Source organism: bacterium (assembly GCA_021372615.1).
Classification (GTDB): Bacteria; Armatimonadota; Zipacnadia; order Zipacnadales; family UBA11051; genus JAJFUB01.
Map to the genome: position 1 here is coordinate 1 of JAJFUB010000101.1, position 23,734 is coordinate 23,734.

Sequence of the window (23,734 nt, forward strand, 5' to 3'; positions counted from 1 at the left end):
CGTGGGGCCCGCCGCACACGACGCGGCACCCACGGCCTGTGCCTCAGTAGCCTGCGCTGTATGGGCGCGATGAATCGCGCCGCTACGGCTGCGCGGGCAGCGTCCAGATGCCTACTTGCATCGGCGTCAGCTTCAGGTGCACCTCGCGGCCGGCCACCGTCACGCAGCAGGTGCGGCGCTCCAGTTCCTCGAGTTCGTGCAGCCGCGGCAGGCGGGTCTGCAGCTTCACGGTGAGGTCCGCCGGCTTCTCCTCCGAGGCGTTCACCGCGATCAGGTAGCCCGGCTCCTGCCCCGCCGGCGAGATCTCGCGCAGGAAGACGGACCCCTCCTGCCACATGCGGCAGGGGCGGCTCAGCGCCGGGGCCAGCAGCGTCATCTCCTGACCGATCTTCGCCAGCGCCCCCCACATTGCCGGCTGCTTCTCCGGTAGGTACCCGCCCAGCACCCACGGCCAGCCCCCGGCCTTCTTCTTCTCCTCGTCATACTTGGTGTAGACGTGATAGCAGTAGTAGACGAGCGCCCCGGCGCCGGTGGCCAGGCCCAGGTAGGTCATGCAGCGCTCCTGCTCGGGCGTCGGCGTCAGCCATGTGGGTGGCTTGCCGAGGCCCTCGACGACGTCATAGCCGAAGGCCTGCGGGACATACCAGACCGGCTTGCGGTCGTGAACCAGCTCCCGGGCGCGGGTGATGAAGTCGCTCACCATGGTCAGCGGCCGGCGCTGGGTCATGATCGGATAGGGGTCGAACATGAGGATGTCCAGGCAGCTTGCATAGTCGTCGGCCAACTCGGGGTCGTACATGGTGGTCATGACCGGGTGGTACGGGTCTTCCTGGACCATCATGTCATAGAAGGGCTGCCAGTCCGCCGGCGTCATGCCCTCCTTGGACGGGGCGGGCTCGTCGGGGAAGTAGTACCCCAGGAGGGCCGGATGGCTGCGGATCTTGCGCACGGCCTCTCGCAGGCCTTCCAGGTCCTTCTTCTCGATGTAGCCCACCGGGACACCGGTGATGCCGAACATGCCGAGCTTCTGCAGCCCGTCCAACCACTTGATCTGGCTATCCACACCCCCGCCGAAGCTGTGGCCGACATTGTACCCCGCCTGCACCACCGGCCCGTAGACTTCCGGCCCGCCGCCCATGAAGCCCCGGGCGAAGAAGGGCTTGCCGTCCATGAGCAGGGCGTTGTCGGCGTTGATGGTGAACTCGTGCGGACCGGTCGGGGTCCCCTCGGCCACGCGGAAGCTCTCCGCGAAGTCGTGGGGGCCGTCCGGCGCCTGCACCGCCACGCGCAGCTCGTAGGCGCCGGTCTGCAGCGGCTCCGGGAGGCGCTGGCGCACATCCAGGGAGCTGACGACGACCGCCGCGGTCTTGCCCGTCCCGGGCCTCACCAGCGGGGTCGGCTCCGACTGCGCCTCGGCGCCATTCGGCTGCTTGAGCGTCGTGCGTACCGTCATCTTCTTGAGGATGTCCGGGGCGGCGCTGAAGGTCAGGTTGGCGGTGGCATAGCTCCGCTTGTCAGCGGCAAAGACCGTCTTGCGGTAGCACGGGTAGGTGAGGTTGCAGGCTACCAGGGGTGGCGCCGGCAACTCCGCCACGGCCAGCAGGGACTGCGTCACAGGGTCGAGCAGGACCGCCTGCAACGAGTCGCCGGCCGCGACAGCCGTCGTCAGCGAGAAGCTCTTGCGCGCCGGCAGCGACTTGAGCAGGCTGCCGTCGCGGCGGACGATGTTCAGCTCGCACTTGCAGCCGTCGGGCGTCTGCAGCGTGCCCTCGTAGGAGCGCGTGTCCGGCAGCTTCGTGATCTCCCCGGAGCGGGTGAGCGTGATCTGGGCCTGGTCGGCCGGGGTGAGGGCCACATCGTCGAACCACACCGTCCCCACCATCTGGACCCGGGGCATGACCACACCCTCGACGGCGTTGACCGGCGCCCGGAACTGCTTGGTCCACAGCCGCCAGGTCTCGCTGGGCGGCAGCGTATACGTGTTGTAGCTGGCATGTGGGGTCTTCCACGTGGCAGTGCTAAAGGGGGCGCTGAAGCTGACGACCGACACCGCGGCATTCACCTTCGGCTGGGTGCGGTACCACAGGCCGAGCAGATAGGCCCGTCCCGGCTCCAGGGCCACTGGCTTGGGGATGGCGATGGCGCTGGTGCGCTTGTCTTTGCCGATGGTGAGCGCCGAGAGCTTCGCGGCCAGTTGCCCGGAGTGGGCCTCGGACACGTACTCGGCCTTGTACTCGCAGATCTCCCACGTGGTCAGGGACCAGACTTTGCCCTCAAAGCCCGGGTCGGGGAGGATGTTGGGGGCCAGGGGGGCGGCGCACGCGGTCAGGACGATGAAGCCGGCGGCGAGGCAGGTGGCAAGGCGCATACAGGTCACTCCTGTTCGGGCCGGAAGCGCGCCCGTTCGCGATAGGCGAGGGGCTGCATCCCGACCGTGCGGTGGAAAGTGCGACTGAAGTAGCCGGGATCGTGGAAGCCGCAGCGTTCCGCGATCTCGGCGCAGGTCAACTCGGTATCGGCCAGCAGGCTGCGGGCCCGGGCGAGGCGGCGCAGGGCAATGTAGCGCATCGGGGGCAGCCCGACGCCGCGCACGAACACCTCGCGCATCCGCACCTTGCTCAGGCGCATCATATCCGCCAGGCGCTGCAGGCTCCAGGCGGCCGTCAGGTCGGCCTCGACTGCCGCCAGCACGGCCGTCAGGCGCTCATCCGCGTCCGCAGCAGGGCGCAGCTCCCCGGCCGCCTCCAGCCGCCCCAGCCAGCGCCCCACCAGCACCCGCGCCCAGCCCTCGGCTTCCAATGACACCGCGCCCTCCGAGACGGACAGTTCGTCCACAAGCGCGCTGAAGGGCTGCGCCAGCGGGGCGAAGTCGGGCGCATGGTGGAGCGTCGGCACCCGGTAGAGCCGGAAGAAGTCCACATCGCCCCAGACGCGCAGGTCGAAGGCGGCGGTGTAGAGGATGACGCTCTCGGCGGTATGGTTCGCGGCCCGGCGGTCCGAGTCCGGCGGCCAGGCCACGAGCGTACCCGGACCGGCGAGGCGCGGGCCCCCGGGGGTCTGTATCTGCAACTCCCCGCGGAGCACCAGCCACAGTGTCGCATAGGGCCGACGCACCGGCGAGGGCACCGTCCAGTCCGGCGGGGCCGGGAAATGGTGGGCCCAGTAGAAGCGGAAGGACACCTGCCCGGCCCGGCGGGAGGTGGGTAGAGGGATCGGCCTGGGTGCGGCAGCGTCGGCGTCGGTCATCGGCGGCAGAGTTCCGCCCGCTGGCGCGGCACTCCTGCCTGCGCAGGAGGTTCCGGCAGCATTCTGTCCAATAAGAAACAGCACTGCGTCCATTCTCGCGCCTGGCGCCCGGGGCTATCATGTTCCCGGCCAGCACGGCCCACCCACTACGCACCTCAGGAGATGCCCGCACATGGACTCCCAGCTCACCGGCCTCATCAAGTCCGCCGCCTTCAATCTCGGCGCCGACCTCGTCGGCATCGCCAACATCGAGCGCTTCGCCAACGCGCCGCTGGAGATGAGCCCCCAGGGGCTGTTCCCCCAGGCCAAGACCGTCATCGTCTGCGCGGTGCACCATCCCGATGGCTGCATTGAGATCGGTGGCCGCGAGCATCCCCAGAAGATGGGCCCCTACGCCGTGCAGGGCCTGATGAACACGCACCTGGATCACATCTCCTACGAGATGTCGCGCGTGGTGGAGGACCTCGGCTACCTGGCCATCCCCATCGCCGCCAGCAACATCTGGCGCTACCGCAACTACAAGGGCCTCGACGCGGTGTTCGCGCCGGACATGTCACACATCTACGCCGCGGTCGCCGCCGGCCTCACCGAGCTGGGCTACCATGGCATCTCCATGAGCCCCGAGTTCGGCCCGCGCAACCGCTTCGTCTCCATCGTCACCACCGCCCCGCTCGACGCCACGCCGCTGCAGCCGGGCAACACTCTGTGCGACCACTGCAACCAGTGTGTGAAGCACTGCCTGTCCGGGGCGCTGTCGGAGGAAGTAGACGGCACCGTGGACCTGGTGATCGAAGACCGGCGCTACACCAAGGCCAAGAAAAACCTGTGGCGCTGCTCGTGGGGCGAGCACTTCGGCGTGGACCTGGACCTGCCCAAGCCTGACGTGGTGACCGAGGAGAACATCATCGAGACGATCCGCGAGCACGGGCTGCGCGGCGGCGAGATGGGAAGCTGCCTGCGCCACTGCCTGCCTGCACACCTGCGCCTGTGGGATCGCGAGTACACCAATGCCCCGCGCCGCGCCCGCGCGTACGTCCCGGACATGGCGATCAAGCCCCCGACCTGCGAGTCCGACTGGTTGCCCCGCTGGGTGCAGGACCCGATGGTGGCGGCTGCCTATGCCTCCGGCATGGACTTCGTGTGGGTCCATGACGCGGCGCAGATGGAGCAGGTCGGTCTGGACTACACGAACCGCCTGCCCGATGCCGTCAGCGGCGTGACGATGGGCGTGACCATCCCCAACAGCAGCAGCACCCACGAGGTCGTCTCGGCAGCGGCGTACTTCGCCCAGCGCGCCGCGTACCTGGCCGCGCGGAAGATCGAGAACTTCGGCTATAGCGTCGTCGTGTGCTCCGACCTGCCCCAGCAGCCCATGTCACCGGTGCTGCAGGCCGTGGCCCCCGAGGACTGCCAGGTCGTGACCGCGACGTTCCTGACCAGCGCCCCGCTGGTGGCGAATGAGCCGACCCAGTCAGTAGCGCGGGCGGCCTCGCCCGCGCGGGCAGGCGAGGCCGCCTGCCCTACTGGCAACGGTTTGACCCGCGCCATGAAGAAGGCCGCCCAAGGGTTCGGCGTGGATCAGGTGGGTGTGGCCTCACCCGAGCGCCTCGCCGCACTGAAGGCCCAGCTCGCTCCGCTCATGGATGGCGAGGCCGTGCTGTCCATCCAGAACAAGGGCAAGATGTGGCTGGAATACGACGTGGAAGTCTCGGAGGAGACGCGGAAAATCAAGGATGCCACGGACTACATGCCCGACGCCAGGGCCGTGGTCGTGTTGGGCCTGCGCCTGCCGCAGGCGACCGTCGCCCGCGTCGGGCAGCCCCCGACCGATGCCGTGGGGCCGTATGTCTTCGCCCAGTATGTCGTGCAGTGGATCCTGCGCGAGAAGGCGCTCCTGCTGGTGAAGTGGCTGCACGCCCGCGGGTACAAGGCGGAGGTGACGCTCGACCTGATGAACTCCGGCTCGATGGTCGCCAACCCGCGCGGGCCGCAGCACAACGTCTTCGGTAACCGCTTCGCTGCCGTCGCCGCCGGTCTGGGCGCCATCACCAAGGGTGGCTTCCTGACCAACCCGGACTTCGGGGCCAACCTGCGCACCGTGTCGGTCATCACAGACGCGCCGCTGCAGGCTGATGCGCTGCCGAACTTCGCCTCTCTGATCGAGGAGTGCGGCGACTGCAGCATCTGCCAGGAGGTCTGCCCGCCGTCGGCGTACCGTGACGAGGTCACGCTCACGCTGGACGGCCAGGAGATCAAGTACCAGCGGCTCGACCAGAAGCGCTGCGACTGGTGCGCCAAGTTCGCCCTGATGGGCGGCGACGGCTTCGCCAGCCTCGGCGTGTCCTATGAAGTCGCTCCGCCGGAGGAGATCACGGTCGAGGCGTTGAAGGAAGCCATGCGCGGCTTCGACGCCGTGCAAGGGCACCATCGCTGCGCGGCCGAGAGCTGCGTGGTGAAGTGCCCGCTGGCGAAGTAGTCAGCATGGAGCCGCGTGGACGGGTGTGTCCTCACACCCGCAGATAGGGTGTCGCGTGGGCGGGTGTGTCCTCACGCCCGCAGACAGGTTGCGCGCGTGAGGACACGCGCGCCCACGCGGCACCGCGCGCGTCGTAGCCCACGGGAGGCGCTGACATGCCCTGGCTGCTGCTGTGCTTCCTCGTATCGGTGGTGCCGGCCATGGCCCAGGAGACGAAGGACCTGCACGGCGAGCCACTCCCGACCGGCGCGGTCCAGCGGCTCGGTACCCTCGCGATGCGCTATGGCGGCGTGGGCGGTCTGGCGTACCTGCCCGATGGCCGGGGCGTCGTGCTGACCGGCGGCCGCGTGGACATCTGGGACCTGTCCCGGGGGACGCGGCAGTCCAGCACCGTGGTCTCACCGGCGGGCCTGGTCAGCGTGCAGCTCCGCCGCGACGGCGCGGTGCTGCTGCTGGGGGATGCCGCTGGCACGGTGTGCGAGTGGGACCCCGCGACGCTCAAAGAGTTGCGCTCCTGGGACACGGGCCAGAAGGAACTGCGCACCGCCTGCTACTCCCCCGATGGGAAGCGTGTCGTCACCGCCGCCAACAACCCGCAGGGCCTCAAGGAATGGGACCTGGACAGCGGGCGGGAACTGATCGCGATCCGGAGCGAACTGATCTGCGTCCGTGCCGGGGCCATCTACGGCCCGGAGGGGACGACGGCCATCCTGGGGGGCGGCTACGACCACAACCTCGAGCGCTGGGACCTCACGACCGGGCAGTTGGTCAGGAAGTGGTGTGGCATCTACGAGGCCAAGCACATGGCGCTCGCGCCCGACCAGAAGAGCATGACGGTCGGTGTCGAGGACCGTGCCGTGGAGTGGTCGCTGGACACCTACCAGGCGCTTCGCCCCTACAAGCACTGCCCGGGCGAAGCCGCCCGCATCTTCCAGGTCGCCTATCTCCCTGCCACTGATGAGGTGCTCTGCGGCGGGCGGGATGGCACCATCCATCGCTGGAGCCGCGTGTCCGGCGAACGTGTCTTCAGTTGGCGCCCCCACCAGTCCGTCGTGGCCCCCTTCGCCGTCTCCCCTGACGAGCAGTGGCTGCTCAGCTACGGCACCTACCAGGTCGCCGAGACCAACATCCGCACCGGCGAGCCGCGCCTGAAGTGTGACCGGCACATCGGCGGCATCGAGGCGGTTGCCTTCCTGCCCGACGGGCAGCGCGTCGTCACCGGCTCCAGTGATGAGACGCTGCGGCTGTGGGACGCCGCCGCCGGCAAGACGCTCTGCCTCATGCCGGGCGCGACGCTCGGCGCCTACGCCGTGGCCGTCTCCCCCGATGGCAAGCGCGCGGCCGCCGGCTGCAAGGACGGCAAGCTGCGCGAGTTCGACCTCGCGACCGGCAAGCCCCTCGGCGAGTACTCAGGACATCTCGGCTACCTCCGGGCAGTGTGCTACGACGGGAACGGGCGGCTGTACAGCAGCGCCGATGACGGCTCGATCCGCGTCTGGGAGCAGGGGAAGCCCGAGGCGGTGGCGGTGCTGCAGGGCCACCGGGGCGGCGTGCTCGGGCTCGACGTCTCTGCCGGTGGGAAGCAATTGGCCAGTTGCGGCCGCGACGGCACGGTGCGCCTGTGGGACGTGGCCGCCGAGGGACCGGCCATCGGCCGGCCCGCGAGCCGGATACTCTCCGGTCCCGCCACGACCAGCCACGCGGGTTACGTGACGGCCGTGCGCTTCACGCCGGACGGCAAGGCGGTTGTCTCCGGTGGCCGCGACGGACATGTGCTCAAGTGGGATGTGGCCTCGGGCCGAAAGCTGCTGGACATCGCCCGCGGATCGTGGGTCAACGGGCTCGTCTGCACGCCGGATGGGGCGCAGGTGCTCGTGGGGGGCAGTGACGGGCGCGTGATGGCCTACAACCTGCAGACTGGCGCCGCCGGCGTGACGCGCAGCCATGGCTCTTCAGTGCTCGGCCTGGCGCTGAGCCCGGATGGACGTTGGCTGCTGACGGGGCATCAGGACACGACTGCGCTATTGTGGCGCGTGGGCGCGGAAGGGAAGTGACTCCGATGACAGGCAGGCTGCTGCTCATGTTGGTACCGCTGCTGCTGTGCGCGGGCGCACAGGCCCAGGAGCAAGAGACCTTTGGCTGCGAGGCCAACCCGACCGGCGACCCCATCGGTGGCGGGCCGGGCTACCGGGACATCAAGGCCAGCGGCGACTTGACCGTGAAGACGCGGCAGGAGTTGCTGGACGCCCTCAAGCAGGCCAAGGCCGGGCAGACGATCTTCCTTCCTGACGGCGTCGAGATAGACATGACCGGCGCCAACGCCATTGACCTGCCGCCGGGGATCACGCTGGCCGGGACGCGGGGCCTCAACGGCTCGCTCGGGGCCCGGCTGTTCACCACGCTGCGCACCACCTCCCCGCTCTTCCGCACCACCGGCGACAACACCCGCATCACGGGCCTGCGGATCGAGGGGCCCTACGCCGGGCCCGAGAAGATCGCGACCTTCTCCTATGGCCTGAGCATGTACCACCACAACAGCGAAGTAGACAACTGCGAGATCTACAACTGGAACTGTGTGGGCATCGGGGCGCGGGGTGGGGGAGATGTGCGCATCCATCACAACTACATCCACCACTGCCAGCAATCCGGCTATGGCTACGGGGTGTCCACCGGGGGCTGCAACTGCTTCATCATCGCCAACAAGTTCGACTGGTGCCGCCACGACATCGCCTCCAGCGGCTCGCCCGGCGACAGCTACGAGGCGGCCTGGAACTGGGTGGGCGAGCACGCCACCAGCCATCGCTTCGACATGCACGGGGGCCGCGACCGGGGCGATGGCACCGACATCGCGGGCGACTGGATCCACATCCACCACAACACCTTCCTGGACACCAAGCGCGCGGCGGTGGTCATCCGGGGCGTGCCGAGTCAGGGCGCCGATATCCACCACAACTGGTTCGCCCAGCCCACGGCCGCCGAAGCCGCCAAGTCCCCCGGCAACACGCGCGTCCATCACAACATCTGCGGCCCCGAGAAGAAGCTGGAGGAGTAATGATGAGGTCCCGGCTCGGGCTCTGGCGAGCCCTCCCACTGCTGGCTCTGAGTCTCTTCTTGTTGGCGTCCGCGCCCCTGTGGGCAGCGAAGGATGCCGTCGGCGATGACCTGCCGGCCGGGGCGCTGCAGCGCCTGGGCAGCCTGCGCCTCAAGTACGGCGGGATCAATGACGCGCAGTACCTGCCCGACGGGCGGGTGCTCGTGTTGATCGGCAGCACCCTCGACGTCCTCGACATGTCCACCGGCCTGCGCCAGGAGCAGCGGAAGCTCCCGATCTCGGCCGCGTCGCTGCAGGTGGGGAGCGATGGCCACACGCTGCTGCTGGCGGGTGGCAACGCCACCGTCTGCCTGTACGACTTCGCGACGGGAAAGGAGTTGAGGAGCTGGCCGACCGGGCAGGTGGGCCTCAAGTTCGCCCAGTTCTCGCCCGACGGCACGCGCGTCCTCACGGTTGGTCGCATGCCTCCGACGCTCAAGGAGTGGGATCTCGCCACCGGCAAGGAGCTCGTGTCCCTCCAGGGCAAGCAGGAATACTACGACAAGGCAGTGTACGCCCTGGGCGGCAAAGTCGCGGTGGCCGGCGGGGGCTACAACCTCATTGACTTCTGGAGCCTGGAGACGGGCCAGTTGCTCAAGGCCGTGGGGACCGACTACTGCATCTACGACATGGTTGCCTCGGCCGACGGCACGCGAGTGCTCGCCGGGCAGCGCAGCTATGGCAGCGAGTGGGATGTCGCGACCGCCACGCAACTCAAGCGCTACACCGGACACCACGGCGGAGCTGTCACGGGCCAGTGCTATGGTGCCAACCCGGACGAGGTCATCACCGGCTCGCGCGACGGCTCCGTGCGGCGCTGGAACCGTCAGGAAGCCAAGGTGCTGCTGCGCTGGTTCCCGCATGCGGCCTACGCGGGGAAGCTCCGGGTGTCCCCCGACGGCAAGTGGGTGCTGTCGTACACATCGGGACAGTACCTGACTGAGACGGACCTGCAGACCGGGCAGCCGCGCCTGGCCCTCGAGCGCCACAGCGCCTCGGTCGGAACAGTGGCGTGGACGCCTGACGGCAAGGTCATCAGCGGCTCCCTCGACGCCACGTCGCGGCTGTGGGACCCAACCAGCGGCAAGTGCCTGGCCGTCATGCCCGCCGGCATCGGCGCATCCTGCGTGGCCGCCTCCCCGGACGGCAAGCGGCTGGCCATCGGGGGCAAGGACAGCGTGATCCGCGAGTGCGACGCAGCAGGGAAGCCCCTGCGGGAGATCAAGGGCCACCGCGGCTATGTACGGGCCGTCCTGTATCTGCCCGACGGGCGACTGGCAAGCTGCGCCGATGACGGCTCGATCCGCCTGTGGGGCGAAGGCCCCGATCCGGTGGCGACACTCGAAGGGCATCGCGGCGGTGTGCTGGCCCTGATCCTGGCCGATGGCAAGCACCTGGCCAGCGCCGGGCGCGATGGCAGCGTGCGGGTCTGGGAGATCGCCTCGGGCAAGCAGCTCTGGAGCAAGGTTGAGCATCGCGGCTATGTCACGTGCCTGGCTGCCGGCGCGCAGGGCAGCTTCTACAGCTCCGGACGCGATGGGCGCATCCTGCGCTGGAACGTGGCCTCCGGGCTGCAACCGGGCGAGATGGCCGGCGCCGCCTGGACGGACGCCCTGGCCGTGACCCCGGGCGGATCAGGCCTGTGGGCCGGAAGCAGCGCCACGAGCATCCTCGCCTTCGACGCCGCCGGCAAGGCCCTGCCGGCCCTGGCCGGGCATGTGGGTGGCATCAACGCCCTGGCCGTGTCGCCTGACGGCAAGCGCCTCGTCTCCGCCTCGGCCGACGGTACGCTCCTGGTGTGGCCGACCGCCCCGCCCGCGCAGTAGGCTGCCCGCACCCCTCTGCCTCGGACCTCTCGCGTGTGACCACGGACTGCCGCCGAAGCTGGCAGGCCGCAGGTCGCGCGCCTGGGCGCAGGTGCTCACGTACTACAGAGCGAAGTACACCCGGCCGTCCGCGCCATCTGCCCTCTGCCCGAGGAGTCGCCATGTCCCAGCCCGTCAGCTTCCTGAGCACCCGCCTCGAGTTCGAGTTCCCCGCCACCAACACGCATCACGGCATTCCGCTCGGCGATGGGACCTTTGGAGCCCTCATCTGGGGCGAGGACGCGGACATCCGCATCACGGTCAACCGACAGGACTACTGGGACCATCGCGGGGGCATGGATTTCCACGAGGAAGCGACCTACGCAAACCTGAAGCGCTGGCTGGAGGCGGGTGACGAGGAGAGCCTCCGGAAGGCCTTCGAGGACACGCGGACCGACGAGCATACGCCGGCCCGTCCCACGCGCCTGCCCATGGGGCGGATTGACCTGCACATCGCCGACCCCTTCCGCATTGAGGGCGGGGGCCTGGACATGGCCCGCGGCGAAGCCGTCGTCGAGTTCGCGCCCGGCGGCGTGCTGCGCGCGGTCATGTCCAGTCCACGGGGGGCCTCCGAGGGGCAGCCCGTGCTGGTCATGGGCCTGCGCGGGACGGAGGCGCAGATCACCCCCAGGCCGGTCTACCACGAGGCGGTTCTGCAGCACTACCGCCAGTACGGGTTCCCCGAGGCCCAGGTGTTCGACGAGGAGGTCGTCGCCGGGGTGACCGGGCGCTTTGCCGGCTGGGTGCAGGAATGCCCCGGCGAGCCGGCGATGTGCGTGGGCTGCCTGAGTGTCCAGGCTCCCGGGAAGACGGATATCTACGTCTGTGCCGTCTACGGCGGGCTGGAAGCCCGCACTACTGGTGAGGAGGCCAAGGCTGCAGCGCGGACGCTGCTCATCGAGGCCAGTCGGCTGGGCTATGACAAGACGGCCCAGCGTGAGGCCGAGTGGTGGCGGGACTACTGGAAGCAGTGCCCGCGGATCACGCTGCCGGACCGCGACCGCGAACTGCTGTACTACCTGGGCATGTACAAGCTGCCGGGGTTGTCATCGCCGGGCGGGCCGGCCGCGACGCTGCAGGGGCCGTGGGTCGAGGAGTATGTCATGCCCCCGTGGTCGAGCGACTACCACTTCAACATCAATGTCCAGGAGTGCTACTGGCCCGCGTACGGGGGCAACCAACTGCAGGCGCTGCAGCCGCTGGTGCAGATGATCCAGTCCTGGCTGCCCCAACTGCGGGCCAACGCAAGGGCCTTCGTGGGCCTCGACGACGGCCTGCAGCTTCCGCACGCCGTGGACGACCGCTGCCGCTGCATGGGGGGCTTCTGGACCGGCTCCATTGACCACGGCTCCACCGCCTGGACGGGGCAGCTCTTCTGGCAGCTCTACCGCTACAGCATGGACGAGCAGTTTCTGCGCGAAGTCGCCTACCCGTTCCTCAAGGGCGCCATGCGCGTGTACGAGGCCATGCTGGAGGAGCAGGACGGGAAGTTCGTGCTGCCGGTGAGCGTCTCGCCCGAATACGGCGGCTCGGGCATGAGCGCCTGGGGGCGCAACGCCAGCTTCCAACTGGCCAACATCCACTTCCTGTGCAACGCCCTGTCCGAAGCCTCGGTCCTGCTCGGCGTGGACGAGACGGACCGTCGGCGCTGGCAGGACATCTCGGCCCGCCTGCCGCTGGCGGCGACGGACCCCTCGGGCGGGCAGATCTGGCTGTGGGAGGGCCAGCCGCTGGCCGAGAGCCACCGCCACCAGTCTCACCTGGCGGGCCTGCATCCCTTCGACATCTTCGACCTGGACGACCCGCAGCAGCAGGCCCTGCTCAACGCCTCCTTCGACCACCTCACCCGCATGGGCATGGGGCTGTGGAGCGGCTGGTGCTTCCCGTGGGTGAGCATCCTCTTCAGCCGCCTGGGCCGGGGCGACATGGCCGACCTCGTCCTGGGGCTGTTCCGGCGGCTGTTCCTCAACCGGGGCTACGCCAGCACCCATGACGCGGTCTTCCGGGGCTTCACGCTCATGGCGGGCCGCCCGCTCATCATGCAGATCGAGGCCACCATGGCCGCGGCGACGGCGGTCATGGAGATGCTGGCGCACACCCGCCGGGGCGTGCTGCACGTCTTCGCAGGCGTGCCGCACCACTGGCTGAACGCCTCGTTCGAGGGGATCCGCGTCGAGGGGGCGTTCCTGGTGTCGGCGTGGCGCGACAACCGGGAGACGAAGCGCGTGGAGGTGGCCAGCGAGGCCGCGGCGACGCTGCGGCTGGCGAACCCCTTCGGGGGGGCGGTGCGCGTGCGGCGTGCTGACGGCCGGGCTGAGGTCATGGAGGGGGACGTGCTCGACATCCCCACGGAAGCCGGCGAGAAGCTGATCCTCACCCCGAGCCCGGCGGAGGAGCGACCGGCGTAGGATGAGTGCCCTCACCGATCGCCTGGAAGCGCTGAAGTGGACCGGCCGCGCACTGCGCTACCGCAACTACCGCCTGTTCTTCATGGGTCAGGGCATTTCGCTCATTGGCACCTGGATGCAGCGCATGGCGCTGCAGTGGTTCGTGTACAACTGGACCCACTCGCCGTGGCTGCTGGGGGCGCTGGATTTCTCCAGCCAGATACCGGCGTTCCTGATGGCGCCGTGGGCCGGCCTGCTGGCCGACCGCTTCAGCCGCCACCGGCTGGTGGTCCTCACCCAGGTGCTGGCCATGGTGCAGGCGGGGACGTTGGCCGCGTTGGTGCTCACCGGCACGGTGCAGATCTGGCACCTGTTCGCCCTGGCCATGTTCCTGGGCTGCATCAACGGCTTCGATGTGCCCCTGCGCCAGAGCTTCGTGGTGCAGATGGTGGACGACAAGGCTGACTTGGGTAACGCCATCGCCCTGAACTCCAGCGTCTTCAACGCGGCGCGCCTGGTGGGCCCGTCGGTCGCCGGTTTCATGTTGGAGATCACCAGCGCCGGCGTCTGCTTCCTGCTGAACGCGGTCAGCTACATTGCGGTCGTCTGGGCACTGCTGGTGATGAGGATCACCCGAACAGTGTCGGCGCCGGCCCGCGCCAGCGGCTTGCAGGCGCTGCGTGAGGGCCTCAGCTACGCCCTGGGCTTCCGCACCATCGCCTACCTCCTGCTCAACCTGAGCCTGGTCAGCATCGCGGGCACGCCCTACATGACGCTGATGCCCGTGTTCGCCAAGAAGGTGCTGCACGGGGGACCGCAGGCTCTCGGGCTGCTGATCGCCGGCGTAGGTGTGGGCGCGATGGTGGGCGCGTTCTTCCTGGCCTCGCGGCGCAACGCGATGGGCCTGCCGAAGCTGATGGCCGCGGCCATGGCGCTGTACTCACTCAGTCTGCTGGCCTTCTCGCACTCACGCTCGCTCCCGGTGTCGGTGGGGATCATGCTGTTCACGGGGCTGGGGATGATGCTGATGATGGCAGGGACCAACACGCTGCTGCAGACGCTGGTGGCCGAGGACAAGCGGGGGCGTGTGATGTCGCTGTACGCGATGGCCTTCATGGGGTCCGGCCCGATTGGGAGCCTGTGGGCGGGGGCTGCCGCCACCCACATCGGCGCGCCGCTGACGCTGTATTTCGGCAGCCTGGCCTGCCTGGTCGCCACGGCGATCTTCATCCGGCGGCTGCCGATCACGCTGCGCGAGGCCGCCCCGGCCCTGGCCCGGCAGGCGGCGGGATAGTCGCGCGATCTACCGCGCCCTTCCCCGCGCCAGCACCAGCAGCACCGCCAGGCCCCCCGACACCGCCGCCGCGGTCAGGCACGTCCCCGTCAGCCCCAGCACCGGCAAGAGCATGGCCCCGGCAACCGCCGCCCCCAGGCAGGCGCCGATGAGGTCAGCCGCGTAGAGCCGCGCCCCGGCGTGGGCCGCGTTCGCGGCGGATGACAGGTGCGCGGCCAGCGGGAACTGCACGCCCACGACCAGGCCCACCAGCGCCGTCAGGACCGGGAAGAGCACCCGGATGAGCAGGGCCGACTGAAGCTGCAAGCCGCTGAGGCCGTGGAGCACGGTCGGCAGCAGCAGCGCCTCGGCGGCCAGGGCGAGCTGCGCGCCGATCATCAGCCCCCAGGCGCGGCGTGAGTTCGCCTGCGCCGCCGCCCGCGCGCCGCGCATCGCCCCCCATGCCAGCCCGACCATGAACGCTCCCGTGATGACCCCGAGTTGCTGGTACACGTACCCGTAGTACACCTGGAAGGCGAAGAGCAGCGTGACTTCGAGGGCCATGGAGACCCAGCCCGTGCCGAGGATGGCCGCCGGAAGCGCCGTGGCCGCTGCTCGACGTGAGACGAGACCGGCCGCGGCCGCCAGGGCCAGGAGGAGCAGCACCGCCGCCACCAGGTGGCCTAGTGTGAGTCGCGACAACCCGTTGAAGAAAGCCCACGAGGAGCGGCTGTGCTGGGCCACCCAGTACGCCTGTCCGTAGAAGTAGCCGATGGGCCGCGCATCGGTGTTCAGCGGCAGCGGCGGCGCACCATCCAGCGTTTTCCGCACCTGCCGCACCTCGAAGGGGAAGAGCCGGTCCCAGGCGTGGGCGCGGAAGTCCGGCGCGTCAATCTGCAGAGCATCCAGCCGCGCCCGCAGCACCTCGGCGTCCTCCGTGAGGGCCGCAGTCCGGCTGGCGGCGAGGACCATCGGGTCGCCGGGCAACAGCGCCACCTGCGGGAACACCTCGCGCACGGTCCGCAGCAGCACGGCATCCAGCCGCAGCAGCTCATCGCCCAGGTACGTGTCCGAGGAGGGCATCTGCAGGCCCAGCACGCCCTCGGGCGTCATGACGGCGGCAGCTTCGCGCAGGAACTCGACGGTATAGAAGCGGTTGATCTGGGCGGTCATGGGCTCCGGGACACCCAGGATGACCACGTCGTAGCCGTCGCCCCCTCCCTTCAGGGAGGGGGTAGGGGGTAGGCCGCCGTCACCGTTGCGACTCTGGAGAGCCGCGCTCCGTTGCTTCACCCACAGCCGCCCATCCATCGCCCACACATGCACCCGCGGGTCGTCCAGTGCCCCTCGGTCACGCCCGACGAGATACTGCCGCGCCAGGCGGATGAGGCCCGGGTCCAACTCGACATAGTCCACCTGTACCCGTGGCCCGTACTGGAGCACCTCGTGCAGCCCCCCTGCCGCACCGCCGCCGACGAGAAGGGCCCGCAGGGGGACGTCGGGTCGCGCCCACGCGGCTGCCTGCAGCATCGGGAAATGCACGAGGTGCTGTATCTGGGGCGTCGGGGGCGAAGGGAACGACGGGACGCCGTTGCTGTAGAAGTAGACCCCACCCTCGCCCCACTGCACGACGCCAAGGCTGCCGTGAGGGGTCTCAATCTCAGTGAGGGGGTGCTGGTGCTTGAACAGGAGGCGGGAGGTGTGGAACGCCCATCCGGTCGCGAGCCAGGACACGCTGCCGATCAGCAGCACGACGGCCGCCGGGCTCCACCGCATGAGAGCGGTCCGAGGGGAGCCGAGGGCCCACAGGACCGAGACGCCCCCGATGAGGGATGCCACACCACCGATCACGACCATCGGGTACGGCCCCAACCCCAGCGACAGCAGCACCGCCGTCAGCACGCCCCCGGCCAGATGCCCCACGGCGTCGAGCCCGTAGGCCTGCCCGGTGGCGCTGGAGTGGGGCTGCAGGCGCGCATACAGGGCCAGCCCGGCGGCGAACTGCGCTCCGGCCAGCATGGCCGCGGGCAGCGCCGCGAGCAGGCTGACGGCCACCAGATGAGGCAGCCCCATCACGGCGCCCATCGGCACCCCCCAGGGCGGAGCGATGCGGCTCAGCAGCAGGGGCACAAGGCGCACGCCATAGGCGCTGAACGCCAGCATGAGCCAGGGCTCCGGCGCGAGCACCAGCACGCGCTTCAGGGCGTGCCACGTGTGCGTATCCCGCGCGGCTCTGCGCCCCACCCACGAGGCCCCCACCGCCCCCCACAGGAACCACCCCGCCAGCATCAGACCGATGGTCAGCTCGTTGCCGGCGGCGATGTTGAGCAGCTCGCGCAGGAGTACGACCTGCCCCACGCCGGCAGCCACGCCGGCGCCGATGAGTGCCAGGGCGGCCAGGCGACGGGCCAGCGGAGTGGGGGAGATGTCCGGCAGCGGCGCAGTCATGCCGTCTGCTTCGACTGCCGCCGCCGAGTGTCCTCTTGCTGCTCGGACTCGACAGGTGGAGACGGCGCTACGTACCGCGTAGGGCAGGCGGCCTCGCCTGCCCGGTCACGGCGCGCGAACGACGCCGCCCGCGCTACTGGGGGGAGAGGAGAGGTGCAGTGCTAACGGGTCTGGCGATAGAGATTCCCGTTGGGGAGAGCCGGCATGGCCGGCATCGTGGGTGTTGCCGATTGCTGCCCCATCTGCTGCAGTTGCCGCAACTGCTGCAACTGCTGCGACTGCTGTAGCTGCTGCATGAGGGGGTTGGGAACGCCAGGGGCGAAGGGGTCCCAGTACTGCCCACCCTCGGCGGCCTCGTTGACGCCAAACGCGCCGTCCACGGCCCCGAGCAACTGGGCGTACGAGCGGGCAAACTGCATCAGCGCCTGCAGCGCCTGCTGCTGGGCCGGGTCGCCCCCTGTCGCCATCTGGCCCCAGTTGAGGCCGGCGCCGAGCAGTTGCTGGTTGGCGGCGGTGAGGCCGCCCATGAGGTTCAGCACGTCGTTCCAGCCGTCGTCATCGTCCTGTGCGTACGCGCTGCCCGCAGGCAGGCACAGCGTGGTCATCACAGCAACAGCCAGCCACCATCGCATCGCGATCGCTCCCCGGGAGCCGACATGCGCTTCGTTGCAGTATTGGACGCCTCATCCCCCGCGTGGGGTCCCTACCAATCGCCTCCGGGGGACATTGTGCGCGTGACAGGTGCCCTGTCCTCTGGCGCGGAAGTGTCGGGCCACATCCCCGGATCGGAGTCCCTGACTCATGAAGCTCCTGCACGTGACCGACCTGCACATGACCGGCTTCACCGAAAGCCCCGACGGCCTCTACGCCCGCATCCCCGCGCACGCCTGGTGGGCGCAGGCGCGGCGCTATGACCTGATGGGCTATCTCGTGCCCATGGCCCTGCGGCAGGGCCTGGCGGAGGACGGGCCCGACCTCGTACTGTTCGGCGGCGACCTCGTGGACGATGGCTTCGCTCCGGTCGGGCAGGACGAGCTGTTGCAGGTACGGGACCTGGTGACGGCACAGGTCGGCGGGGCGGTCCCGATAGACTGGCTCTACGGCAACCACGACGGCCCGCAGGAGCAGTTCGCCGGGCTGTTCGGGCCGCTGAACTGGACCCGTGATGTGGCCGGTGTGCGGATCGTGGGCCTGAACTCAGGTAGCATGGAGCCCGAGGAGGAGCAGGAAAGCTCGCGGGCAGCGCTGGCGCACCTGCGCGAGGCCCTGGCGACGAACGACGGCCTGCCGGTGGTGGTGACGCTGCACCAATGGCTCTGGCCGACCGACGTGCGCGGTTACAGCTTCGCCCGCGCAGAGGAGGCGTTGGAGCTGATCGAGGACGACCCGCATGTCGTCGCCGTCATCAGCGCCCACTACCACAGTGGAAGGGTCGAGGAGCGGAACGGCATCCACTACTGCACCGCGCGGTCGCTGGCCGAGCCCCCGTTCTGCACCAGCACGTTCGAGGTGGCCGACGGGGCGCTGGTGTGGACCGAATACAGCCTGTCAGCGCGGGAGCGCCGGTTCGTGGCCGAGGAGCCCCGGACGTTCCGGTTGCGGTGAGGGGAGGGCGGAGATAGCGACCAGCCGCGCAAAGTCCTCCGTCAGATTGAGCACGAAAGCAGGAATACTCCCGCGCGGTGGGGAATGGTAAGAGTGGGCCTAACCTCGTACAGTCGTCCACGCTGCCTCACCTGACCGGAGGGCGAAGTCATGCGACATCGTGGTTTCACACTGATCGAGCTTCTGGTAGTCATCGCGATCATCGCGATACTGGCGGCGATACTGTTTCCTGTCTTCGCCAAAGCCCGCGAGAAGGCGCGACAGAGCAGTTGCTCCAGCAACCTCAAGCAGTTGGCCGTCGGGCATCTGATGTACGCTCAGGATTACGACGAGATGTTCGTGTTCAACTGCCGCGTGGGAGTGACCAACTCGTACTGGATCTACCCGATCGCCCCGTACCTGAAGAACCAGCAGATATACGTCTGCCCGTCCACCAACGCGTGGTCCCTGGGCTATGCGCGTGTCATTGGCGGCGCCTACAGCAGCACCCCGGCCACTCAGGGAGGCATTGAGCGGCCGGCGGAGCGGGTGCTGATGGCCGATAGCTGCCGCTACAGCGCTCTGTACAATGCGTGGTATGGCAACGGTAGCCGCCCCGACGTCCACTGCGAGTGCCGGCAGGCCCACAACGACGGCTGCAACATCGCCTTCTGCGACGGGCACGTCAAGTGGTTCAGGCAACCCACGAAGGCCGACTACCTGTACACGTATACCTTCGACAACGGCGCAACCGACTGAGGATGCCGGGGCGCGCCGGTCGCGGTCGGTGACCGCTCCTACGGCGAGCGGGCGTGGTTGGGAGGCCCCGTACGGGACCTCCCGTGGCGCTTCCGGTCGGCTACTCCCCGGTGTGTCAGTGCGTGCAAGTGGTCACCGACCGCGACTGCAATCCTCCAGCAGCTTCCTCACCGCCGCCAGGTCCGCGTCTTGCCCCTGCGCCGGGAACGGGAACGGCGCCAGCCACCAGTCCTCGGTGAACGAGCACGCCTGCCCCGGTTGCAGAATCTCCATGGGGCCAATGGGCTCCAGCTCGCAGAAGTCCACCGGCAGTGAGCGCTGCTCCGGCGGCTTCTGGCGGTCCTCGATGAACGGGTAGTAGTACAGCGACAGCGAGGCGGCGCACATCTCGTTGTAGGCGCGCTCGGGGTACACCACCCACTGCTTCACGAACGCCAGGTTGTTGCGCATCAGGTACGCCAGGCAGCCCGGCTCGGGATCGAGCATGAACTTCGAGAAGGGCGGGTCACCGTTGATTTCCAGGAAACCGTCGCGCACCCGGACGTGCTCCTGGGGCTTGGGCGCGTAGTCCATGACGGCGCCGGGGCCGTAGGTGAGGTAGCCCTTCGGGAAGCGACTGCGGGGGTTCAGCGGCACCAGAGCGATGCCGTTGCCCTGGGCGAACGTGCGGCTCCAGTGGCACACGCGCTGGATGCGGTTGCTGCGGTTGATGATCTTCTGCGTGAAGCACAGGTGCGCGTCCGGGCCGAGGCGGAAGGTGCGCACCAGTTGCAGCCCCAGGTTGCGGTCAATGGGGCTGACCATCTCCGCCTCGCCCGGGCCTGTGAAGCGCGCCCTCCACGGCCCCAGCCACAGGTCCATGCGCCGCCCGACACGCATCTCGGGGCCGACATCGCACCGCCCGCCGTAGGGGTCCACGACCTTCATTCCTGGCTGCCAGGTGTAGCCGTACTGCGCCGGGTTGAGCGGGATGGCCTCCTGGCCGCCCAGCGCGTACGACAGCACGCGCGCGCCGCAGTGCGGCCCCAGGATCACCCGCGCCTGGTCCGTGGCCAGCTCCAGGCAGTTGTCGTAGCCGGCGAAGCTGACGAGGCGGTTGGTCGGTGCGGCCAGGCCCAGGGCCGGCCACAGCAGGGCGCACACGAGGCAGGGGAGAGGGAACCGCATGGGAGCCTCCGCGGACGGGATGCAGGACCTTTCCGTGCGGGGCTTCGGGTCTCCTGCCGCCCGCCCTCACGCCGCCCGTGACGAGGTCTCCGGGACACACAGCTTGTAGCCGACGCCCGGGACCGTGATGATGTACTGTGGGTGTCGCGGGTCCGGTTCGAGCTTGGCGCGCAGGCGGCCGATGTGGACATCCAGGGTGCGCGTGCGAATCGCCGCGTCATACCCCCACACGCGCAGCAGCAGATGCGGGGTCCGGGCCACCGAGCCGCGGTTCTCGGCCAGCACCGACAGCAGCTCGAACTCCTTGGGCGTCAGGTGGACGGGACTGCCCCCCCTGAGCACCTGGTGGTTGTCCGGGTCAAGCTGCAGGTCGCCCAGGTCCAACAGCGGCGTAGCCGGCCCACGCGTAGCGTAGGTGCCCGAGCGGCGGAGTTGGGCGTCTATGCGCGCCACCAGCTCCCGGCAGCCGAAGGGCTTCACGAGGTAGTCGTCAGCCCCGACTTCCAGGCCCACCACACGGTCCACCTCGCCCCGGCGCCCGGTGATCATGATGACCGGGATGTGGCAGGACTTGCGCATCCGGCGGCAGACGTCGAAGCCGTCCATGTCCGGCAAGATCAGGTCGAGCAGCAGCAGGGAGTACGACTCCTCAGCGAGGCGCGCCAGGGCGGCCTGGCCCTCGCGGCAGAGCGTCACCCGGTGGCCGCAGGCCTCGAGTTGGTCGCGCAGCGTCCCGGCCAGCATGTCGTCGTCTTCGCAGATCAAGAGGCTGTGAGGCATGGTTCGCTCCCGGTGATGTGCGCCAGGGCTTCCCCGGCGTGCGTAGAGGATGTATCGGCAGAGTCACGGCGGCCTGTAGGGCTCTGCCGGCAGATTGACAGCACACGCCCAAGGGGGTAAGATAACTCTCCGAGTGCAGCCCGGGCTCCCCACCGCACCAACGCGCCCTATGCAGACCTCAGGCATCATCTTCGATATCAAGGGTTTCGCCATCCACGATGGCCCCGGGATTCGCACCACTGTGTTTCTCAAGGGCTGTCCGCTGCGCTGCGAGTGGTGCCACAATCCCGAATCGCAGTCGCTCGCGCCGGTGCTGGCGCAGTTCAGGCGCAACTGCATCGGGTGCGGCAAGTGCCTGAGCCGCTGCCCTAACGAGGCGCTGTCGGCCGGCGAAGACGGGATCGTCATTGACCGCACACGCTGCCAGGGCTGCGGCACATGCGCCGAGACTTGCTATGCCGAGGCGCTGGTGCTGCGCGGCCAGCGCATGACGGTTGCCGAGGTGATCGCCGAGGTTCTCAAGGACCGGCCCTTCTATGAGAACTCCGGCGGCGGGATGACGCTATCGGGTGGCGAGCCGCTCTTCCAGCCTGAGTTCGCCATCGCGCTGTTGCGGGCGGCCAAGGCCGAAGGGTTGCGCACGTGCCTGGACACCTCGGGGCTGGTGGCTCCGGAGGTCCTGCAAGCAGCGCTGGAGTGCGTGGACCTGGTGCTGTACGACCTGAAGACCACGGACCAGGTGCGGCACAGCCGGCACACCGGGTGTGACAACCGCCTGATCCTCGAGAACCTGCGGCGGGTCACGAGCAACGGTCAGGCGGTGAAGCTGCGCATGCCGCTGGTGCCGGGCTTCAACGACCGGCCGGAGGACATGGAGGCGGCAGCCCGGTTCATCGCGGGGCTGAAGCACGCGCCGCCGCTGGAGGTTCTGCCGTACCACAAACTAGGCGAGGGCAAGTACGAGGCCCTGGGGATCGCGGGTGGCTTCCAGGCGGAGCCACCGGCGCGGGCTGAGGTAGAGGCCCTGGCCGCAGTGGCGCGGAAGCATGGAGTGCAGTGCGAGGTCGGAGGATAGGTTTGAGCCCACAATCCGCACATCTTGCGGTGGCCTGAGTCATACGGCCACCGTTTTTTGTGCGTCAATGACCCGGTCAGGAGTGCCGTATGCCACGACGCGACGACCTGCAGAAGATCCTCATCATCGGCTCCGGCCCCATCATCATCGGCCAGGCCTGTGAGTTTGACTACTCGGGCACCCAAGCCTGCAAGGCCCTCCGCGAGGAAGGCTACCAGGTCGTGCTCGTCAACTCCAACCCGGCCACGATCATGACCGATCCGGAGACGGCCGACACGACCTACGTCGAGCCGCTGACGGTCGAGAGCGTCGCCAACATCATCGCCCGCGAGCGACCCGATGCCCTCCTGCCGACCCTGGGCGGCCAGACGGGGCTGAACCTCGCCCTGGCGCTGTCAGAGAGCGGCGTGCTGTCGCGCTTCAATGTGGAGCTGATCGGGGCCAAGCGCAAGGCCATCAAGAAGGCCGAGGACCGCGAGCTGTTCAAGGACGCCATGCTGGCCGCCGGGCTGGAGCTGCCCCGCAGCGACTTCGCCTCCACGCTGCGCGATGCCGAGCACATCGCCCGCGAAATCGGCTTCCCGCTCATCATCCGCCCGTCGGGCACGCTGGGCGGCAGCGGCGGCGGCGTGGCGCACAACTGGGAAGAACTGGAAGACGTCGTGACCAAGGGCGTGGACGCCTCGCCCATGAACGAGGTGCTGGTCGAGGAATCCGTGGTCGGCTGGAAGGAATACGAGCTTGAGGTCATGCGCGACCTCAAGGACAATGTCGTCATCATCTGCTCGATCGAGAACTTCGACCCCATGGGCATCCACACCGGGGACTCGATCACGGTGGCCCCGGCGCAGACGCTGTCGGACCAGGAGTACCAGCGGATGCGCGACCAGGCCATCCGCGTCATCCGCGAGATCGGTGTGGACACCGGCGGCAGCAACATCCAATTCGCCGTCAACCCCCGCGACGGGCGCATGGTCGTCATCGAGATGAACCCGCGCGTGAGCCGCTCCTCGGCCCTGGCCTCGAAGGCCACCGGCTTCCCCATCGCCAAGATCGCCGCGAAACTGGCCGTGGGCTACACCCTCGACGAGATCTCCAACGACATCACCCGCGAGACGCCGGCCTGCTTCGAGCCCACCATTGACTACGTGGTGACGAAGATCCCGCGGTGGGCCTTCGAGAAGTTCCCCGGCGCCGACCCGACGCTGATGACGCAGATGAAGTCGGTCGGGGAGGCCATGAGCATCGGCCGCACTTTCAAGGAGTCGCTGCAGAAGGGTATTCGTTCGTTGGAGATCGGCCGCTTTGGCCTGGGCGCCGACGGCAAGGGCAGCCACTATGACGAGATGCCGCGTGAGGACCTCGTCGCCAAGCTGCGCATCCCGCATCCGGACCGCCTGTTCCAACTGCGCAGCGCGATCATGACCGGCCTCACCGTGCCCGAACTCTATGACATCACCGGCATTGACCCGTGGTTCCTGCAGCATGTCGAGGAGATCGTGCGGGAGCAGGACGATCTGGCACAGGTTCGGAAGGTCGTCGGTGTGGGAGGCGTGGAAGGTGTGGGAGCGGTCACCGACCGC

General features: G+C 68.8%; 16 protein-coding genes and 1 pseudogene. 11 read left to right on the top strand and 6 right to left on the bottom strand.

Features of this window, described 5'->3' with window-relative positions; genetic code table 11:
• Window positions 1-82: 82 nt before the first annotated feature.
• Entirely contained in the window at window positions 83-2,368 is a 2,286-nt protein-coding gene (locus LLH23_15385) for a hypothetical protein (protein ID MCE5239849.1), read from the bottom strand.
• Window positions 2,369-2,373: 5 nt separating this feature from the next.
• Window positions 2,374-3,246 (bottom strand): AraC family transcriptional regulator, encoded by an 873-nt coding sequence (locus LLH23_15390; protein MCE5239850.1) that lies wholly within the window; start codon window positions 3,244-3,246, stop codon window positions 2,374-2,376.
• 172 nt (window positions 3,247-3,418) lie between these two features.
• On the opposite strand from LLH23_15390, the gene LLH23_15395 reads away from it, so the two are divergent.
• The 6 genes from LLH23_15395 (at window position 3,419) to LLH23_15420 (ending at window position 14,359) form a co-directional block, all read left to right on the top strand.
• A complete protein-coding gene (locus LLH23_15395) occupies window positions 3,419-5,722 on the top strand; it encodes a hypothetical protein (protein ID MCE5239851.1) in 2,304 nt (767 codons plus the stop codon).
• 155 nt (window positions 5,723-5,877) lie between these two features.
• On the top strand, window positions 5,878-7,776 hold the full coding sequence (locus LLH23_15400) for a WD40 repeat domain-containing protein (protein ID MCE5239852.1): 1,899 nt from the start codon (window positions 5,878-5,880) through the stop codon (window positions 7,774-7,776).
• A 5-nt stretch (window positions 7,777-7,781) separates the two neighbouring features.
• On the top strand, window positions 7,782-8,774 hold the full coding sequence (locus LLH23_15405; GenBank protein ID MCE5239853.1) for a right-handed parallel beta-helix repeat-containing protein: 993 nt from the start codon (window positions 7,782-7,784) through the stop codon (window positions 8,772-8,774).
• A gap of 2 nt (window positions 8,775-8,776) precedes the next feature.
• A complete protein-coding gene (locus LLH23_15410; GenBank protein MCE5239854.1) occupies window positions 8,777-10,639 on the top strand; it encodes a WD40 repeat domain-containing protein in 1,863 nt (620 codons plus the stop codon).
• A 161-nt stretch (window positions 10,640-10,800) separates the two neighbouring features.
• Entirely contained in the window at window positions 10,801-13,086 is a 2,286-nt protein-coding gene (locus LLH23_15415) for a glycoside hydrolase family 95 protein (GenBank protein ID MCE5239855.1), read from the top strand.
• Window position 13,087: 1 nt separating this feature from the next.
• On the top strand, window positions 13,088-14,359 hold the full coding sequence (locus tag LLH23_15420) for an MFS transporter (GenBank protein MCE5239856.1): 1,272 nt from the start codon (window positions 13,088-13,090) through the stop codon (window positions 14,357-14,359).
• A gap of 9 nt (window positions 14,360-14,368) precedes the next feature.
• Here LLH23_15420 and LLH23_15425 read toward each other — a convergent pair whose 3' ends face one another.
• A complete protein-coding gene (locus LLH23_15425) occupies window positions 14,369-16,786 on the bottom strand; it encodes a hypothetical protein (protein MCE5239857.1) in 2,418 nt (805 codons plus the stop codon).
• Between the two features lie 161 nt (window positions 16,787-16,947).
• The gene (locus tag LLH23_15430; GenBank protein ID MCE5239858.1) at window positions 16,948-17,418 is read right to left on the bottom strand and encodes a hypothetical protein; all 471 of its coding nucleotides are present in this window, start codon (window positions 17,416-17,418) and stop codon (window positions 16,948-16,950) included.
• A 169-nt stretch (window positions 17,419-17,587) separates the two neighbouring features.
• Between LLH23_15430 and LLH23_15435 the strand changes: the two genes are divergently transcribed.
• From LLH23_15435 to LLH23_15445, 3 genes and pseudogenes are all read left to right on the top strand, one after another.
• On the top strand, window positions 17,588-18,391 hold the full coding sequence (locus LLH23_15435; protein MCE5239859.1) for a metallophosphoesterase: 804 nt from the start codon (window positions 17,588-17,590) through the stop codon (window positions 18,389-18,391).
• 150 nt (window positions 18,392-18,541) lie between these two features.
• Window positions 18,542-18,823 (top strand): annotated as a pseudogene (locus LLH23_15440) (DUF1559 domain-containing protein).
• A gap of 102 nt (window positions 18,824-18,925) precedes the next feature.
• The gene (locus LLH23_15445; protein MCE5239860.1) at window positions 18,926-19,129 is read left to right on the top strand and encodes a hypothetical protein; all 204 of its coding nucleotides are present in this window, start codon (window positions 18,926-18,928) and stop codon (window positions 19,127-19,129) included.
• A gap of 132 nt (window positions 19,130-19,261) precedes the next feature.
• Here LLH23_15445 and LLH23_15450 read toward each other — a convergent pair whose 3' ends face one another.
• Window positions 19,262-20,296: a hypothetical protein gene (locus tag LLH23_15450; GenBank protein MCE5239861.1), complete on the bottom strand. Its 1,035-nt coding sequence runs from the start codon at window positions 20,294-20,296 to the stop codon at window positions 19,262-19,264.
• A 66-nt stretch (window positions 20,297-20,362) separates the two neighbouring features.
• The gene (locus LLH23_15455; protein ID MCE5239862.1) at window positions 20,363-21,076 is read right to left on the bottom strand and encodes a response regulator transcription factor; all 714 of its coding nucleotides are present in this window, start codon (window positions 21,074-21,076) and stop codon (window positions 20,363-20,365) included.
• A gap of 169 nt (window positions 21,077-21,245) precedes the next feature.
• Between LLH23_15455 and LLH23_15460 the strand changes: the two genes are divergently transcribed.
• Window positions 21,246-22,151 (top strand): glycyl-radical enzyme activating protein, encoded by a 906-nt coding sequence (locus LLH23_15460; GenBank protein ID MCE5239863.1) that lies wholly within the window; start codon window positions 21,246-21,248, stop codon window positions 22,149-22,151.
• 89 nt (window positions 22,152-22,240) lie between these two features.
• Window positions 22,241-23,734 (top strand): carbamoyl-phosphate synthase large subunit (gene carB / locus LLH23_15465; protein MCE5239864.1); only part of this gene is annotated, 1,494 nt, incomplete at its 3' end.

Coding starts and splice junctions, on each gene's coding strand:
- LLH23_15445 (MCE5239860.1), top strand. CDS start 18,926: ATGGCCGATAGCTGCCGCTACAGCGCTCTGTACAATGCGTGGTATGGC.
- LLH23_15425 (MCE5239857.1), bottom strand. CDS start 16,786: ATGACTGCGCCGCTGCCGGACATCTCCCCCACTCCGCTGGCCCGTCGC.
- LLH23_15420 (MCE5239856.1), top strand. CDS start 13,088: ATGAGTGCCCTCACCGATCGCCTGGAAGCGCTGAAGTGGACCGGCCGC.
- LLH23_15405 (MCE5239853.1), top strand. CDS start 7,782: ATGACAGGCAGGCTGCTGCTCATGTTGGTACCGCTGCTGCTGTGCGCG.
- LLH23_15435 (MCE5239859.1), top strand. CDS start 17,588: ATGAAGCTCCTGCACGTGACCGACCTGCACATGACCGGCTTCACCGAA.
- LLH23_15390 (MCE5239850.1), bottom strand. CDS start 3,246: ATGACCGACGCCGACGCTGCCGCACCCAGGCCGATCCCTCTACCCACC.
- LLH23_15460 (MCE5239863.1), top strand. CDS start 21,246: ATGCAGACCTCAGGCATCATCTTCGATATCAAGGGTTTCGCCATCCAC.
- LLH23_15410 (MCE5239854.1), top strand. CDS start 8,777: ATGAGGTCCCGGCTCGGGCTCTGGCGAGCCCTCCCACTGCTGGCTCTG.
- LLH23_15455 (MCE5239862.1), bottom strand. CDS start 21,076: ATGCCTCACAGCCTCTTGATCTGCGAAGACGACGACATGCTGGCCGGG.
- LLH23_15385 (MCE5239849.1), bottom strand. CDS start 2,368: ATGCGCCTTGCCACCTGCCTCGCCGCCGGCTTCATCGTCCTGACCGCG.
- LLH23_15450 (MCE5239861.1), bottom strand. CDS start 20,296: ATGCGGTTCCCTCTCCCCTGCCTCGTGTGCGCCCTGCTGTGGCCGGCC.
- LLH23_15400 (MCE5239852.1), top strand. CDS start 5,878: ATGCCCTGGCTGCTGCTGTGCTTCCTCGTATCGGTGGTGCCGGCCATG.
- LLH23_15395 (MCE5239851.1), top strand. CDS start 3,419: ATGGACTCCCAGCTCACCGGCCTCATCAAGTCCGCCGCCTTCAATCTC.
- LLH23_15415 (MCE5239855.1), top strand. CDS start 10,801: ATGTCCCAGCCCGTCAGCTTCCTGAGCACCCGCCTCGAGTTCGAGTTC.
- LLH23_15430 (MCE5239858.1), bottom strand. CDS start 17,418: ATGCGATGGTGGCTGGCTGTTGCTGTGATGACCACGCTGTGCCTGCCT.